The sequence below is a fragment of the Microaerobacter geothermalis genome, from assembly GCF_021608135.1.
In the GTDB taxonomy this organism is placed as follows: domain Bacteria; phylum Bacillota; class Bacilli; order DSM-22679; family DSM-22679; genus Microaerobacter; species Microaerobacter geothermalis.
In genome coordinates, this window is record NZ_JAKIHL010000004.1 from 80,201 (window position 1) to 97,222 (window position 17,022).

Sequence of the window (17,022 nt, forward strand, 5' to 3'; positions counted from 1 at the left end):
AATTATTCCTTTCTAAAGCTGTTTCCATAAATAAAACAAAGCATACTTGGCTGCCCTCTGTTTAATCTGATTTCTTGTTCCTGCCAACTTGATTCGATAAACTTGAGTATCCGTATCATTATTGGCAATACCAATATAAATCAATCCCACTTCTTTTCCTTCAACTGGAGCCGGACCTGCAATCCCTGTTATGGATATACCAATATCGCTATTAAATATGGAACGGGTATTTTCAGCCATTTCTTTGGCTGATTCTTCACTTACTGCTCCATGCAATTTCAGAACAGAAGGAGATAATCCAAGAATAGACACCTTTGACTGATCTGAATAACTTTGAATACCGCCCAAAAAAACTGAGGAAGCCCCGGGTACTGATGTAACAAGATGTCCAAGCAAACCTCCGGTACAGCTTTCGGCGAGAGAAAGGGTTAACTTCTTTTGTGATAAACGTTCAATTGCAACTTGATGAAGGGTTTCGTTATTCACTCCATAAATGAATTCACCGGCAATCAGTCTGATTTCATCTTCTATCCGGTTGATCATTTCGAAGGCTTTTATCTCGTTTGAGGCTTTTGCTGTAATTCGTATAGTAACTTCCCCCTCGTTAGCTAAAGGAGCAATCGTGGGATTGGATTGATTATTCAACAAATGTTGTAGTTTTTCTTCCAATGCCGATTCTCCAATGCCAAAAAAGCGAAGGACTTTAGAACATATTAAGTTTGATTCCCCCAAAAGATGGTTAAGATGCGGAATAATATAATTGATAAACATTGGCTTCATCTCGGATGGCGGTCCAGGCAGCAGAATAAAATGGGTACCATCCTTTTCTAAAGCCATGCCAGGAGCTAATCCATGCTCATTGGGAAAAACTTTTGCGTTTTTTAAGATGAGCGCCTGCTTTTGATTATTTTCCGTCATTGGTATTCCGCGTTTTTCAAAATAGTTTACAATAGATGTCAAAGAAGGTTTGTCAATCTCAAGGGGGATTTGCAGATACAAACTAACCGTTTCTTTGGTTATATCATCCTTTGTTGGTCCTAATCCTCCTGTAAATATCAGAATATCCGCTCTATTTTTAGCCACAGAAATAGCCTGTAAAAGCCTGGACTGATTATCCCCCACCACCGTGTGAAAGAAAACATCAATACCGCACAAAGCCAATTGTTGAGAAATAAATTGGGCATTAGTGTTTACTATCTGTCCTAATAATAATTCTGATCCGACCGCAATAATTTCTGCTCTCAAAGAAAACCCTTCTTTACTCAATTTCTATGACTTCCTTATTCTTAATAAAATAATCATAACCTGAGAACAAAGTGATTAACACGGTCACCCAAATCATAATCACGTTGAAGGGAAAACCGAGAATGGAAAAAGGGAAGTTGTTTAATATGAGATCAACAACTGTAATAATTTGAACCCAGGTTTTTAGTTTTCCCCAGTTACTGGCTGCGATCACCTTTCCGTCTGCAGCAGCAATCAATCGCAAGCCAGTGACGGCAAATTCTCTACTAATAATCAAGATGGCAATCCATGCATCCAACCGCTGCATTTCAACCAAAGAGATTAATGCAGCAGATATAAGTAACTTGTCTGCAAGGGGATCGAGAAATTTACCTAAATTAGTAACCAGCTTTCTCTTTCTCGCAATATACCCATCTAGACCATCGGTGCTTGCCGCCAAAATGAAAATCAGGGCTGCAATCACCTCGCTGTAAGTAGTGATGCTTCCGGCAATGGAAATCCTACCTAAATCAAAGCGAACTAAAAGAAATAACATCACAACGGGGACTAAAAAAATGCGGATTAATGTAATCTTATTGGCGAGATTCACTGAATACCCTCCCCTGCCAAGTCATAATCATAGGCATGGGTAATACGTACTTTGGCCATATCCCCTAAGCTACCTTTAAAATTGGTAACAAATATCTCACCATCAATTTCAGGGGCATCATACTGGGCTCTTCCTACGTAAACATCATTTTTTCCATCATATCTCTCAATAAGGACATCCAGTATTTTCCCTACAAAGCGGCTATTCCTCTCCGCAGTTATTTCCCTTTGAACTTCCATAAGAATATTGGCACGGCGCTCTTTTGTTTCCTCATCAATTTGATCCTTAAATCGAGCAGCTGGTGTTCCTTCTTCCTGTGAATAAGTAAATACCCCTAATCTGTCAAATTTTATCTCCTTTATAAATTGGAGCAAATTGTTAAAGTCGTTCTCATCTTCTCCTGGAAATCCAACAATGATGGATGTTCGAATCGCAACATCAGGAATGGCTGTTCTGATTTTTTGTATTAATTCTCGGATATCTCTTTGCCGACCTGGTCTTCTCATCCTCTTTAATAGTTTATCTTCACTATGTTGAAGGGGCATATCAATATATTTGCACACCTTTGGATTGGTTGCAATGGTTTTAATCAACTCTTCAGAAAAATAGCCAGGATAAGAATAATGAAGCCTGATCCATTCAATACCCTCTACTTTAGACAAAACTCGAAGTAATTCAGGCAGCATCATTTTTTGATATAAATCCATTCCGTAATAGGTTAAATCCTGAGCGATAAGGCTGACTTCCTTTACCCCTTGTTTAGCCAGTTCTTCTGCCTCCCTGATAATTGATTCCATAGAACGGCTTCTGAAAGTTCCGCGAAGGGTTGGGATGATACAAAAGGTACAGGAATTATCGCACCCTTCGGCAATTTTGATATAAGCGGAATAAGTACCCTCTGCTATTTTACGGCGAGATCGGTTCTCATAAGAAAAAACCGGATTTCCAACTCTAACAGGTTTTAAACCGGCTAAAGATTCATCGATAATTTCACAGATTTGATCAAAATCTCCTGTTCCAACGATACCATCGATTTCAGGCATTTCTTTCATTAGTTCCTCTTTGTATCTTTGAGTTAAACAACCTGATACAATTAGGGATCTTAATTGTCCAGTGTCCTTCAGCTCAGCAATATCTAAAATGGTATGAATAGATTCTTCCTTTGCTGCATCAATAAAACCGCATGTATTTACGATAACCACGTTTGCCTCGTTTACCTCGTCCACTAATTGAAAACCTCTTTTATCAATTAATTCGGACATGATATCTGAATCCACCAAATTCTTTTCGCACCCGAGGGTGACAATTGCTACTTTCTCTGCCATGACCTGTTTCCTCCAACGCAATTTTTCCAGCAAAATCCCTTCAACAAGTATAATATATTGAAAAGAGAAGTGTCAAAACTACAAAATCGTGAATCACGATTTTGTAGTAACTTCATCTTCGAAACACCCGGATGTTTTCTAGAGCTCCGTTCTATAGACTTGAAGCGGATCTGAATCACTCCTTGCACGAACTCGACCAGCGGACGTGTGAATATTTGATACGAAAATATATTTTCATATCAATTTGTGACCCGTAGGGTCGTGAATGTTTAGTGCCAAATCTATAAGAAGAAATCGGCTTAAAAGCCGATTTCACGATTTTGTGTCTTATCTAAAGTTTATAAATTGCAGTTCTATGGGATAATTTTCCTCGCGCAAAAGCTGAATCACTTTTTGCAAATCATCTTTGCTTTTTCCAGAAACCCGAATCTGGTCTCCCTGAATTTGGGCTTTTGCTTTTAACTTGCTATCTCTAATTAATTTCGTAATTTTCTTCCCCATTTCCTGGTCGATTCCATTTTTTATAATAATGGACTGTCTCACGGTTCCACCTGAAGCAGGTTCGATCTTCCCATAGGAGAGATTTTTCAACGATACGCCCCGTTTTACGAATTTGCTTTGCAAGATTTCAATGACACTATGAAGCTTATATTCATCATCTGAAATTACAGTAATTTGTTCCCCATTCAGCAAAATTTCACTTTTACTCCCTTTAAAATCAAATCTGGTTTCAATTTCTTTTACAGCTTGGTGAATTGCGTTATTTACCTCTTGGAACTCCACTTTTGAAACAATATCAAAGGAATTTTCTTTTGACATGAGATGTCTCCCCCAACCTATTTTTGTCTATTTTTTAAGTGTGATATAAATTTCGAGTCCTGAACTTTGAACATCCTTAGTAGGAATGATTTGACCATTGACAAGAAGGTCAGCAGAAGGCGGCCACCCTAATTGCAGGCGGACTTGATTATTGTCCAATGTCCAAGTTTTTGTTTCTCCCATTTTTAATGTCATCATTTCAATAAGTTTCCCGTCCGTAGCATCTCTTAACTCAAACCAGCAATCCCCCCTGCTGGCTGTTAAGGATATTTCAATTTGATTGGCATTGGTTAATTCATAAAATCGATTTATTCCTTCCTCCTTCACCAGTGAAAGGGCAGGTTGCGGGGGTGGAGCAGGTTCTTCCCTATTATTTTCCACCGGAGGGTTGGATGGTCCATCAGGAATTCTGGCGGGGTTTTGATTTTCAATAATACTAGTATCGGGATCTGGCGACAATTTTTCATCTTTAGGATTCATTGTCTGAACCACTGCAATATAAATAACGATAAAAATAAGGATGACAAATGCATAAAGCAATATTTTCGTTATCCATCTGCTTACCCCTTCAAAGGGAGGACTAGAAGCTCTTTGTCTCTTAACAGGTTGAAGTTCTTCTTCCTCATTTTGGGGAAAAAGATGTTGATATTGATCCCTTAACTCATGATAATCCATCCCCAGAAATTCTGCATATTTTTTTATGAAGGCTCTGGTATAAAATTTACCAGGCAAAATATTCCATTGTCCATTCTCGATAGCTTCCAGATAGCGAACTTGAATCTTGGTGTGTTCTTGTACTTCAGCGAGGGAGATGTTTTTCTCCATTCTGGTTCTTTTTAATAATTCTCCAAGTTCGTTCATAGCATCACCGCCTATCATCCTAACTCGAATGAAGAGAACCCGGAATGAACATCCTCATAGGTAATTTCTTCATTGGGATCGTTTCTTAGTTCAACAATATAATCAAAATCGGACAGTTCATATTCAGTTTCTCGGATAAAAATGTCGGGATGTTCAATTACCTTTGTGGCAGGCATCCTCATTATCTCTCTAACCAAGTCATGATGCCTTTCGTTGGATCTGATCGTAGATACAATACCATCAATCATGTATACATTGTTTGATTGCAATTCATCATCGCTTAATTGATTTCTAACGGTCTGACGGAGAAGTGTGGATGAGATAAAGGTCCATCTTTTGTTGGCTGATACACTGGCAGCTACAACAGATTCGGTTTTGCCGACCCGAGGCATTCCCCTTACCCCTACCACCTGATGACCTTCATGTTTAAAAATTTCGGCCAGAAAATCAACAAGTATCCCAATTTCATCACGGATAAATTTAAAGGTTTTCTTGTGCTCCACATCTCTTTCGATATATCTTCCATGCCGGATGGCGAGTCGGTCAAGGATTGTCGGAGTCCGAAACCTGGTAATGGTAATGTTGTCAATCTTTTTTAATATATTCTCAAGGGCAGAAATTTTTTCGTCATCATCTGTTTGAAGCAAAAGCCCCCTTCTCCTGTTCTCAACTCCGTTTATTGTGATGATGTTGATAGATAACATTCCCAATAGGGAAGCGATGTCTCCTAATAATCCAGGTCTGTTTTTATGAATTTCATATTCCAAATACCATTCCTTCTTCTCCAATGGAAAGACTCCCTTCACTTCTTTTACACCATTCGACAAAGATATTCTACATAAGTCTGACAAGTCCTTCATTTATTTTATGAAAATCGTTTAAGATTTTATGAACCATGAATGAAGGCTAATACCCAGATGTTTCGTTCTTTAGAATTGAAACGAAATTGAATACTTCAGACGAACTCGACTAGCATACGTGTAAATCTTTGATATGAAAATACATTTTCAGATCAATTTATGTCCCTTCGGGTCATGGATATTTAGTTAAAACATCTACAGATGATAATAATGAAAAAAATCCCTTCTTGAATTCAAGAAGGGTGCGATTAAAACATTATTGATTATCAACCATTTTTACCATTAACTTGGCAAGGGTCTTTTGATCGTCTTCTGACCCGGCTTCCCACAATTCCTTTAGCAAACGCTCTTCATTATTTTTGGGATCCACTTGCTGAGACAAATAATCTCCTAATTGATAAGCCACATTTTGTATGGTGTCATCATTCATTCCCATCTTCTCTGCTTGATGGACCCTTTCTGCTAAGAAGTTTTTCCATTGGTCAAATGAATCAAGTACGGACACAATAATCCCTCCTATCCATTAATTTGTGGTCCGTCTATAAGTAATATGGTTAAAAGATATCATCTTTATACATAAACAACCAATAAGATTTTATTGAATAACTTTTTTTAAATTAGAAAAAGATACCATTAACATCGTTTGAAAGGAGAATTGTGTTGAAGGAAGAAACTGTAAAACACACTTTGGAGATCAGCCCAAGAAAATTGGGAGATGAATGGAAACATTGGACTGGGGAGACAGAAGAAAATAACGGGGATTTAGAAACGAAAAAAAGGGTTTTTTTATCCCTTTTTTCCATCACGGTGCTATTGACCGATATTTTTATTTTTTTTATCTATTATTTAATATCACCAAGATTAGAAGATATTCATCCTGCTCTAAATGAAACCGTTTATATTTTCACTGGAACTGCTATTTCCGTTCTCACCTTTTATTTAATGTCAATATTGTTAACGATTTTATTTAAAAAACCCTTTGCTTTCTTTCTCAAAGGAAAAGATTTAATCAACTTTCCTCTTGTCAGTTGGACTCTTATTCTGGGTCACAAACTTGGCTTTTCAAAGGATCGGATAAAAAATTCCCTTATCCATGTAACCAATGAAATCGTAAAGACCCTATATTTCGTCGTATTGCCCCATGAGATTCTGATTGTAGTTCCGAGATGTTTATCAAAATTTATGAGAAAAGAACTGGAGGATTTAACCGAAAAATATCAGGTGACTTTTCATACGGCAGGTGGAGGAACCCAGGCACGTCAACTTCTTATTACAGAGAACCCAAAAGCCATTATTGCCGTCGCATGTGAAAGAGATTTGTTTTCCGGAATTCAGGATGTGGCTGGAAAAATACCGGTGATTGGAATTTCAAATAAACGGCCGGAAGGTCCTTGTAAAAATACATATATACATTTGGACGAGATGGAAAAAGCCATCCAATACTTTCTATATGGTATGAACTAGATATTTACACGTCCGCTAATCGAGTTTGTTATAGATGTTATTAAAGTCCGCTTCTTGGCTAAAGAACGGAGCCCTCAAAACATCTGGGTATATCAGTTTGAGGGCTAAATCTTTCGGATCATAGATGTTTAGTTTCGTCTGTATAGCTCGTTCTTATGGTTACAAATACCAGCCACCATTAACAGAAATAATTTGTCCGGTAATGTACGAGGAATTGGGGGAGACTAGATGAGAAACAAGAGAAGCAATCTCCTCTGCCCTCCCCATTCGTCCCACTGGAATTTCTTTCACGATATCAGCGATTTCTTCAGATGTAAAGGACAGGGTGATCATTTCCGTTTCAATCACACCCGGAGCTATGGCATTTACTGTAATGCCTGAAGGGGCCAACTCTTTGGCAAGTGCCTTTGTCATGGTATTAAGCCCCCCCTTAACTGTTGAATATACAACTTCGCAAGCAGCCCCATGTATTCCCCAAACAGAAGAGATATTGACTATACGTCCAAATTTGGCCCGAATCATTGAGGATGATACCGCTTGTATAAGAAAAAAGGGAGCCTGAAGATGAAGGTGAATCATTTCATCCCATTGTTCTTTGGTAACATCAGTCATAAGACCATATAAACTGCTTCCGGCATTGTTTATCAAAATGGAAGGTGGATTGTCTTTTATTTGTTCTTCTATTTCCAGAATTCCATTATAATTTCTTAAATCAGCTTGAATAATTTTAGTTGTGACCCCATTTGATAAACAACATTCAGATACCTCTTCTATTTCTTTTTTTCCCCTATGGTAATGGAGATAAAGGGAATAACCATCCACTGAGAGCTTCTCTGCAATGGCTCTACCGATTCCCCTGGAAGCTCCAGTAATTAATGCCCAACAATTTTTTCCCATTTTCATTTCCCTCCATAGAATATACATGTTTGGAAGGACTTTAATTATTTTTCAGTTGAGGATACGATCGAAACAGCCATTTGCTCAAAATCAATATGCTCCTGAAGCCGTTGATTTACATCTTCCAAATTAAGGTCCTCTAATACTGGAACGATATGAAATAAATCAGAATCAATGAAGCGGTATCTGGTAAATTGATTGGCAATAAATTCTGGTGAATTTAGTGCTTTTAAGAAGCCGCCGATTTTTTTTCTCCGGGCTCTTTCAAACTCATCTTCAGAGATCCCCTCTTCTTTCCTTTTCTTTAATGATTCCTCCACTTTTTGTAACAGCTTATCTGGATCCTTCGTATCCCCTCCAACAACCGAAAATGCATATTGCTGTTCACAGGAATAATCTGATCCAAATGTATCATTAATAATATCCTCATCATACAGTTGCTGATATAAAATTGAACTGGGCCCCAATAAGATATCCAACAACAACTTTGTAGACAGCTCTCTCTTTAATAAAGCTTCTCCAGTAAGATTATTTCTTTTTTCTTTAAATCCAAATAAACATTTTGGAATTCCGACAGAAAGCTTTACCTCTGAACGTTTTGATTTTACTGACTGAGGTTCATTGGGATAAAATCGTTCTATTCTTTCAAGACTATTCTTGAAATCCTTCCGGTTTTGATTCTGTATTACCAGATTCATGATCTTCTTTGGTTCAACGGATCCAACCACAAATAGCAGCATATTGCTGGGATGATAAAAGGTTTCATAGCACTGATAAAGGGTCTCTTTAGTAATTTTGCTGATTGATTCAATGGTTCCAGCAATATCAATTCGGACGGGATGCTGATGATACATGTTCTGTATCAGTCCAAAATAGGAACGCCAATCCGGGTTATCTTCATACATTCGAATTTCCTGAGCGATGATCCCCTTTTCTTTTTCCACGTTTTCATCGGTGAAATAGGGGTGTTGAACGAAATCAATTAGAGTTGTTAAGTTGGTTTCAAGATGATCTGTACAGGAAAATAAATAAGCTGTTCTTTCGAAACTGGTAAAAGCATTGGCAGAAGCACCATTGGAGGAAAACTTTTGAAACACGTCCCCATCTTCTTCTTCAAACATCTTGTGTTCCAAAAAATGAGCGATTCCGTCCGGTACCCTAAGCTCCTCCCCACCCGGTGGTCTAAAGTGGTTATCAATGGAACCATACTTTGTTGTAAATGTAGCATAGGTTTTGTTAAATCCCTCTTTGGGAAGGATGTATACCGATAATCCGTTATCCAATTTCTCGAAATATAAGGTTTCCTTTAATTGGTCAAAGGTAATTTCCTTCATCCTTAAACTCCCTTCTTGTCCCGCAAAAAATAAATAGTATCCAACTTTACTTTTTTTGCGATATTTACGATATCCTCAACATCTGTTTTCCTGATTTCCCCAATGATTTCTTCAAAGGGACGCTTTCTTTCCGCAATGATACCATTATAATCCATATCGATTAATGTGTAAGGATTATCAAGATTTTCTTTTAGCTGGTTAACCAAGACAGCCTTGCTCTGGTTTAATTCATTTTCTGTAATGTTGCCGTTTTCCATCATTTGAAGTTGTTCTTTGATGATTCCAACCGCTTTGTCATAATTATCAATTTCAATACCTGACATGATCATCATAATTCCTTTATGACTTTCCAATCTGGAAACCGCATAATAGGCCAGACTTGCCTTCTCCCGCACATTTGTAAATAGCTTCGAATGAGGAAATCCTCCCAGAATTGCATTATATACCATCAAAGGGACATAATCGTCATCCTTGTAACTAGTATTGGTTCGGCAACCCATATTTAGCTTTCCCTGATTTACGTCTAGGCGTTCAATCACTTCTTTTATCTCGGTAACGTTAGTCTTAACCAAAGTATCAGGAAGGTCCATCACATCTCTTGTTGGCAAATAGAAGGATTCCTGAATCAGTTTGACCACTTCACTGCTGTTTACATCTCCAACAATATAAATATCTATGGGTGAATTCTGTAGAAGTTTCAGATAAGCAGCATACAGATCTTCTCCACTATAGGAATGAATCTTCTCCAATTCCCCATAGGCCATCAACCGATAAGGTTCATTCTTACTCATTTCTTCTGTACATCTTTGATTGGCATATTTAATCTTATCATCTATAAGGGATTCCAATCTTTTCTTCATGGATGATTTTTCAGAGGATACATACTTCTCATTAAAATGATCATTTTCCACCAATGGATTGGTCAGCACTTCTCCCAACAATTGTATCCCCTGTGCCAAAAGAGGAGTAGTGTTCTTTAAATAGGTCTCATTGGTAATTTCCATTTTAAAGGTGATCAGCTGCCTTTCCCCTTTCTTCGATACATCGACACTTAAAGTGGCACCATATAAATCATCCAATTGTTCTCTTAATTTCTTGGTAGACGGGTATTTTTTGCTTCCCCGATTCAATATGAAAGGAATCAATGCATTCTTAGTAACCAATTCTTCCTGTAAAGGTTGCTGAATTTGAATGACGATCGTATTGGTTTTAAATTTGTTGGTCTCTAGAATATGTATACCTGTTTGATTCCAATAGGTTCTTTGAAATGATATGGACAAAGAGCATCTCTCCTTTTGTTTTTACTTCCATTATAGACCAATTCGTCTCCTTTGTAACCTGTGAAGGGTTATATCTATCAATTCGTTTACATATCAGATGAAAAATCCTTAGAATATTTTTCCGAACGATTATCATCAACGACATCAACCCTTCCGCAATCAGGGTGAAGGCATAATATTCCCCTTAAATGCTGATCTTCAAATGGAATCCCGTAGTGACTACCGCAGAACGGACACGACCACATCTTATATCACCCCATCTCGACACTTTTTCCATTATTATGTGATGAAAATTGTTCATTATTCATGTCGAAGAATAGAGGAAAACGGAAAGAAATGCCCGTTTTTGCGCTTGCCATGGAAATAAAAAAAGAGAAGCACCAGATAATCCAGGTGCTTCAGCTTCAACACGACTATCTGCTTCCCTTCTCATAAGGTTTACCAATGCTGGCCGGAGCAACAGCCCTTCCAACAACACCGGCTAACACGAGTATAGTAAGAATATATGGAAGCATAAAGATAAAGTCAACCGGGATATATTTTGTAATTCCCAGAACCTGAACCAAGGAATTGAGGGCTTGGGCAATTCCAAAGAAAAGGGCCGCACCCATTGCTCCAATCGGGTGCCATTTCCCAAAAATCATCGCAGCTAAAGCAATAAATCCTTGCCCTGAAACCGTGTTATGTGAAAAATTGCTGGTTGTAGTTAGAGCAATGGTCGCTCCGCCCATACTGGCTAAAGCACCGCTGATCATGACCCCGAGATATCTCATTTTATATACATTGATACCCATCGTATCGGCCGCACGGGGGTGTTCCCCCACAGATCGGAGCCGAAGTCCAAATGGTGTTTTAAAAAGAACAAAGTAACTAACGGCTACCAAAATAAATGCAATGTAACTGGTTGGATACGCGGTGAAGAATGCTTTGCCAAGATAAGGAATGTCTGAAAGAAAAGGGATTGAGACTTTGGTGAAAACATTCTGAAGCGTTTTTGTTTGTCCTGCTCCGTTAAATAATATTTTTACCAAATAAACGGTAGCTCCTGCCGCGAGAAAGTTAAGGGCAACACCGCTCACAACTTGGTCAGCCTTAAATGTAACCGATGCTGCTGCATGAAATAGAGAAAACAATATCCCAACTACAGCCGCAACAATAAAACCGATCCATGGGGACCATGAACTGCCCCCTAAGGACATATCCACGTAATAGGTAATAACTGCACCAGTAAATGCCCCTACGATCATCAAACCTTCCAAAGCAATGTTAACAACCCCTGATCTTTCAGAGAAAACTCCGCCCAATGCTGCAAAAATGAGCGCCGTAGAAAAGACGATGGTATTGTGCACCAATTCGCTCAAAATACTTAAAATACTCATTTTTCCAGCACCTCCTCTTTACCCCTTTTAAAGAGTGAAAAAATTGATTTTACAATCCCGCTAGCCGCCACAAAGAAGATAACAGAAGCAATAACGATCCGGATGACCTCAACGGGGACTCCAGCTCCTAACTTCATACCAGGAGCACCAAAAGTAAGGATTCCAAACAATATGGCAGCCAACACCACCCCAAGGGGTGTATTTGCGCCAATTAATGCGACGGCAATCCCATCAAAACCATAGCCGGGAAAACCTGCCGAAATTGATTGATATTTAAAGACCCCCAATACTTCAACTGCTCCTCCCAAACCCGAGAATATTCCGCCAATCAACATGGCATTAATCATATTTTTGGACACATTCATTCCAGCATATTCTGAGGCATGTGGGTTAAAGCCAACAGCTCTGAGTTCATACCCTTGTTTCGTTTTCCAAAGAATGATATAAAAAACAATTGCAGCCAATAGAGCAATCAGAGTACCAAGATGAAGTCTTGCGTTATCAAACACCTGGGAAAGCCAGTTTAAGGTGATGGATGCCGAAGGTTGAATCATTTCTGACCTTTGTTGGCCGGGAGCTCTTAAGAAGTTTGCAACGACATAGTTTGTAAAGAATAGGGCAATCCAATTTAACATGATCGTGGTAATCACCTCATGTACCCCTCTTTTTGCCTTTAAGTAACCTGCAATGGCTCCCCATAATCCCCCCATTATACCGCCGACAACTATGGCTAAGGGAGCATGAATATACCACGGCAGAGAAAACTGAGTCCCAATATATACCGCACCTAAGGATCCCATAATAAATTGTCCTTCCGCCCCAATATTAAATAAACCAGTACGAAAGGCAAAGGCGACTGAAAGCCCAGTAAAAATAAGGGGAGTAATCTGTCTAATGGTTTCCCCGAAATTATATAAATCACCAAATACTTTATTAAATAAGGCTAAATAAGCTTTGATAGGATTGTAGCCCCCCATTAACATTACCAAGGCCCCAAACAGAAGCCCGAGCAGTATGGCCATTAATGGAATCAGGGAAGATTCTTTGGTAAACATTTTTATCCACTTATTCATACGCCATCTTCTCCTCCCTGCTTTTTGCACCTGCCATCATGAGTCCTAATTCTTGTTCTGAAGTTTCTTTAGGATCAACAAAACCGACAATTTTGCCTTCATAAATGACGGCAATACGATCTGAAACCCGCAGGATTTCGTCCAATTCTAGGGAAATCAATAAAACAGCCTTTCCCTTATCCCTTTGTTCTACCAGCCTTTTGTGGATAAATTCAATTGCTCCAACATCTAGCCCTCTTGTGGGCTGTGCCGCAATTAACAGATCAGGGTCTTTCGTAACTTCCCTGGCGATGATTGCCTTTTGTTGATTACCTCCAGATAAAGCCCTTGCTAGGGTTTGAACATCGGGAGTTCTTACATCAAACTCTGCAATCAATTTTTCAGCAAAACGGTTAATTTTTTGATAATCCAACAATCTGTTGGTTTGGAAATCTGGATAAAAGTAAGTTTCCAAAACCATATTTTCCCCCATGGTAAAATCTAAAATTAGGCCTCTCTTGTGCCGATCCTCCGGAATATGCGATACCCCGGACTCCGAAATCATTCTTGGTGATTGATTCGTAATGTTTTTACCATTGAGGAAGATATGACCCGATTGGGCTGATCTTAAACCGGTAATTACCTCAATCAACTCACTTTGTCCATTTCCATCTACCCCAGCAATCCCAAGAATTTCTCCAGATCTTATTTCAAAGGAGATTCCGTTTAATATTTGATAACCGCGATTATCTAAAGCAGTTATATCTTTTACATCTAATATGACTTCTCCAGGCGAAGCGGGTTTCTTATCAACCTCAAATGCGACTTCTCTCCCCACCATTTTTGCGGCCAATTCATTGGGATTAGTATCCTTTACAGGAATGCTGTCGATGACCCTACCCCTTCTAATAATGGTAACGGTGTCACAAATGGCCATAATTTCTTTAAGTTTGTGAGTGATCAAAATGATGGATTTCCCTTCTTCAACCAAGTTGCGCATGATCACTGCCAACTCTTCAATCTCCTGTGGAGTAAGTACTGCTGTTGGCTCATCAAAGATCAGAATTTCAGCGCCCCGGTAAAGGGTCTTTAATATTTCTACCCGCTGCTGCATTCCTACTGAAATATCTTCAATCTTTGCATCAGGATCAACAGCAAGTCCATATTTTTGAGATAATTGTATGACGGTTTCTCGAGCTTTTAGATAGTCGATTGTTCCGCCTTTTTTGGGTTCATGTCCCAAAATGATGTTTTCAGTGACTGTGAATTTTTCCACAAGCATAAAATGTTGATGAACCATCCCTATGCCCAAATTGTTGGCTTCATTAGGATCAGAAATGATTACCTTTTCTTCGTTTATGTATATTTCCCCTTCATCAGGTTGGTAAAGTCCAAACAGTATGTTCATAAGTGTAGATTTTCCTGCACCGTTTTCACCTAATAAAGCATGGATCTCTCCTTTTTTAACTTTAAAGGAGATATGATCATTTGCGATAATCCCCGGGAATCTTTTGGTAATATTTTTCATTTCTACTACATAGGTAATCTCTTTCATTAAATATTCACCTTTTCTTCTTCATTATCATTAGGAAAATAAGGCTATATAGAAGGAACTAAAGAATTACAAAAGACAGCTTTCGAATTTACTAACCGCCTTTAAAACCCCGTTTCTTAAGTAAGGGATAAGCGACGGTAAGACCCTGAACAAGTTCAATCAAACTTCAGAATGAAGCAAGTTTCCTTTGTTCAACCCGACTCGCCTTACGTGTAAATTCTTTAGTTCCCCTTTTAGTTCCCTTTTTTAGTTCACATTATTACTCAGATGGAACAACAATTTCTCCACTTATAATTTTTTGCTTATACTCTTCTACTTGCATTAACACATCCTCAGGGATATTGGGATTATTCTCAGGCAATCCAACGGCATTTTCCTTTAGTCCTAATGATACAATTTGACCACCTTGGTATTTGCCATCGATCAAGTCTTTTGATACGCGATAAACGGCTTCATCCACACGCTTCATCATCGAAGTAAGGGTAACATCATTACCAAAAGTAATGGATTGATCTTTATCGACTCCAATGACCCATACTTTATCTCCAGCTTGCTGACGGGTTTTGGCTTCATTAAACACACCATCCCCCACAGCTCCTGCAGCATGGAAAATGATATCAGCCCCGCGATCATACATCGTAGCAGCAGCAGCTTTTCCAAGGTCAGGTTTATCAAATGCACCCGTATAATTGATGATTACCTCCGCATCGGGATTAGCTGCTTTTACTCCCGCAGTAAAACCGGCTTCAAAACGTTTAATAACAGGAATCTCCATTCCTCCAACGAAGCCAATTTTATTAGACTTTGTCATCAAACCGGCAACAACTCCCACCAAATAGGAACCTTCATGTTCCTTAAAAGTAACAGAAGCGACATTAGGAGCCTCAACAACCGCGTCAATTATCGCCAATTTGGCATCCGGATTCTGGTCAGCCACTTGTTTGACATGGTCTCCCATTAAAAATCCAATCCCCCAGGTTAAGTTCCAACCGTCTTTTACAAATTGGTTCAGGTTTGGAATATAGTCGGCATCACCTGTGCTTTGTGCAAAATCAACCACTACTTTATCCTGCCCCAGGTCAGACTGTAAGCGCTGTAAACCTTCCCAAGCACTTTGGTTGAAGGAGTTATCATTTACACCACCAACGTCTGTTACCATACCAATTCTAACCTGTTCCCCATTGGGCGCTCCCGCTTGACCGCCTTTTTGCTCTGATTGCTTTCCTTCTTCCTTTGCTGCTCCGCATCCAGATAAAATCAATACCAAAGCCAAACTTAAAAACGCTAGAATCGAAAACCACTTTTTCATTAAAATCCCCCATTCATTTGTTTTTAATCATTGATCTGCAGCATATGGTTATTTTTTAAAATATCACCTCCTTACTATAATTCCCCTATGTCCGTTTTCTAACAACCTTAAAGCTAAATTTATCGGCACGAAAATAGTTATCTGAAAACAAGACCGGGTTATTTTCTCTATCAAAGTGAACCTGTTTAAGTAAAAGGAGTGAGATTTCCGGACCACATTTTAAGATTTCAGAGACCCTTTCGTGGTACCCCAAAGGAATGATCTCTGAAACCGCATAAGCAATTTGAACTCCTGATTTTTCAAGGGCCTCAAATAAGGATTCCTGTTCACCTTGAAAACCATTGGCTAGGATACGAGATGACAAGCGGTCCACACAATAAACTACTGGGATTTGATTCGCCGTTCGAATTCTTTTTACAAGTAAAATTTTCTCATCCTCATTTAGCTTTAATCTTGCCTTTTCTTCATCTCCAGGATCTATGATTCCTGAGTATAAAAATTTGGTTCCAGGAGTCTGTTTTTCTCTAGCAATGGTATCGGTTACACTGATTAGTTCTTCAATTCCGCTGACGAATACTGGCCGATGACTGACAAATGTTCCAATACCATGTCTCTTTTTTACCATCTTTTCTTCTTCGAGCATCCGAAGAGCCTCCCTTAATGTGGCTCGGCTTACTCCTAGTTCTTTGGATAATTGAAACTCGGAAGGCAGACGTTCGCCTTCTTTATATCGCCCGTTTTCGATATCTTTTTTAATTTTATCGATGACAAGCGCATACAAAGGACGGTTATTCATCTTTAATTTCATTTGATCCATTCCTTACATGTAAGATGTCTGACAAGTATATTCTACAAAAAATTAAATAATCCTTTTTTAAAAAAGAAGTTTTTTGAACTTTTTTATGAAGATTTAATTGAAAACGAGATAACCAGTTGTTTTGAGGGCTCTGTTCTTTAGCCCCGAAACGACTTCTATCACTTCAATGAGGAACTCAACAAGCAGATGTGGAAATCATTGATATGAAAATACATTTCTATTTGTGACCCGAAGGA

The 17,022-nt window shown here is 38.7% G+C and carries 17 protein-coding genes; 1 reads left to right on the forward strand and 16 read right to left on the reverse strand.

Features of this window, described 5'->3' with window-relative positions; all coding sequences use genetic code 11:
- Window positions 1–12: 12 nt before the first annotated feature.
- The 7 genes from L1765_RS03980 to L1765_RS04010 form a co-directional block, all read right to left on the reverse strand.
- Window positions 13–1,245 (reverse strand): competence/damage-inducible protein A, encoded by a 1,233-nt coding sequence (locus L1765_RS03980; RefSeq protein WP_236405316.1) that lies wholly within the window; start codon window positions 1,243–1,245, stop codon window positions 13–15.
- 13 nt (window positions 1,246–1,258) lie between these two features.
- Complete coding sequence (gene pgsA, locus L1765_RS03985; protein ID WP_236405318.1) at window positions 1,259–1,834, reverse strand: CDP-diacylglycerol--glycerol-3-phosphate 3-phosphatidyltransferase; 576 nt, start codon at window positions 1,832–1,834, stop codon at window positions 1,259–1,261.
- A complete protein-coding gene (gene rimO / locus L1765_RS03990; protein ID WP_236405320.1) occupies window positions 1,831–3,159 on the reverse strand; it encodes a 30S ribosomal protein S12 methylthiotransferase RimO in 1,329 nt (442 codons plus the stop codon). Before rimO ends, pgsA begins: the two co-directional genes overlap by 4 nt.
- Before the next feature lie 327 nt (window positions 3,160–3,486).
- Window positions 3,487–3,978: a YajQ family cyclic di-GMP-binding protein gene (locus L1765_RS03995; protein WP_236405322.1), complete on the reverse strand. Its 492-nt coding sequence runs from the start codon at window positions 3,976–3,978 to the stop codon at window positions 3,487–3,489.
- A gap of 27 nt (window positions 3,979–4,005) precedes the next feature.
- Window positions 4,006–4,839 (reverse strand): helix-turn-helix domain-containing protein, encoded by an 834-nt coding sequence (locus L1765_RS04000; protein ID WP_236405324.1) that lies wholly within the window; start codon window positions 4,837–4,839, stop codon window positions 4,006–4,008.
- Window positions 4,840–4,853: 14 nt separating this feature from the next.
- Window positions 4,854–5,627, reverse strand: coding sequence for a DUF3388 domain-containing protein (locus L1765_RS04005; protein ID WP_236405398.1), 774 nt, complete (start codon window positions 5,625–5,627; stop codon window positions 4,854–4,856).
- Between the two features lie 328 nt (window positions 5,628–5,955).
- Window positions 5,956–6,204 carry a DUF3243 domain-containing protein gene (locus tag L1765_RS04010; protein ID WP_236405326.1) on the reverse strand — a complete coding sequence of 83 codons (249 nt, stop codon included), beginning with the start codon at window positions 6,202–6,204 and terminating at the stop codon, window positions 5,956–5,958.
- Window positions 6,205–6,359: 155 nt separating this feature from the next.
- Between L1765_RS04010 and L1765_RS04015 the strand changes: the two genes are divergently transcribed.
- Window positions 6,360–7,163, forward strand: coding sequence for a DUF116 domain-containing protein (locus L1765_RS04015; RefSeq protein ID WP_236405328.1), 804 nt, complete (start codon window positions 6,360–6,362; stop codon window positions 7,161–7,163).
- A gap of 159 nt (window positions 7,164–7,322) precedes the next feature.
- On the opposite strand, the gene ymfI is transcribed toward L1765_RS04015, so the two are convergent.
- The 9 genes from ymfI to L1765_RS04060 all read right to left on the reverse strand — a co-directional run bounded on the left by ymfI (window position 7,323) and on the right by L1765_RS04060 (window position 16,777).
- A complete protein-coding gene (gene ymfI / locus L1765_RS04020; protein WP_236405330.1) occupies window positions 7,323–8,060 on the reverse strand; it encodes an elongation factor P 5-aminopentanone reductase in 738 nt (245 codons plus the stop codon).
- Window positions 8,061–8,104: 44 nt separating this feature from the next.
- Entirely contained in the window at window positions 8,105–9,394 is a 1,290-nt protein-coding gene (gene yfmH / locus L1765_RS04025) for an EF-P 5-aminopentanol modification-associated protein YfmH (RefSeq protein WP_236405332.1), read from the reverse strand.
- A gap of 2 nt (window positions 9,395–9,396) precedes the next feature.
- Window positions 9,397–10,674, reverse strand: coding sequence for an EF-P 5-aminopentanol modification-associated protein YfmF (yfmF, locus tag L1765_RS04030; RefSeq protein WP_236405334.1), 1,278 nt, complete (start codon window positions 10,672–10,674; stop codon window positions 9,397–9,399).
- Between the two features lie 86 nt (window positions 10,675–10,760).
- Complete coding sequence (locus L1765_RS04035) at window positions 10,761–10,919, reverse strand: hypothetical protein (protein ID WP_236405336.1); 159 nt, start codon at window positions 10,917–10,919, stop codon at window positions 10,761–10,763.
- Window positions 10,920–11,087: 168 nt separating this feature from the next.
- A complete protein-coding gene (locus L1765_RS04040) occupies window positions 11,088–12,053 on the reverse strand; it encodes an ABC transporter permease (protein WP_236405338.1) in 966 nt (321 codons plus the stop codon).
- Window positions 12,050–13,126, reverse strand: a complete 1,077-nt coding sequence (locus tag L1765_RS04045; RefSeq protein ID WP_236405340.1) for an ABC transporter permease — start codon at window positions 13,124–13,126, stop codon at window positions 12,050–12,052. Before L1765_RS04045 ends, L1765_RS04040 begins: the two co-directional genes overlap by 4 nt.
- Window positions 13,119–14,660, reverse strand: coding sequence for an ABC transporter ATP-binding protein (locus tag L1765_RS04050; RefSeq protein ID WP_268928706.1), 1,542 nt, complete (start codon window positions 14,658–14,660; stop codon window positions 13,119–13,121). The genes L1765_RS04045 and L1765_RS04050 overlap by 8 nt, the downstream gene beginning before the upstream one ends.
- A gap of 259 nt (window positions 14,661–14,919) precedes the next feature.
- The gene (locus tag L1765_RS04055; protein ID WP_236405342.1) at window positions 14,920–15,969 is read right to left on the reverse strand and encodes a BMP family lipoprotein; all 1,050 of its coding nucleotides are present in this window, start codon (window positions 15,967–15,969) and stop codon (window positions 14,920–14,922) included.
- 85 nt (window positions 15,970–16,054) lie between these two features.
- Entirely contained in the window at window positions 16,055–16,777 is a 723-nt protein-coding gene (locus L1765_RS04060; RefSeq protein WP_236405344.1) for a GntR family transcriptional regulator, read from the reverse strand.
- Window positions 16,778–17,022: the final 245 nt, after the last annotated feature.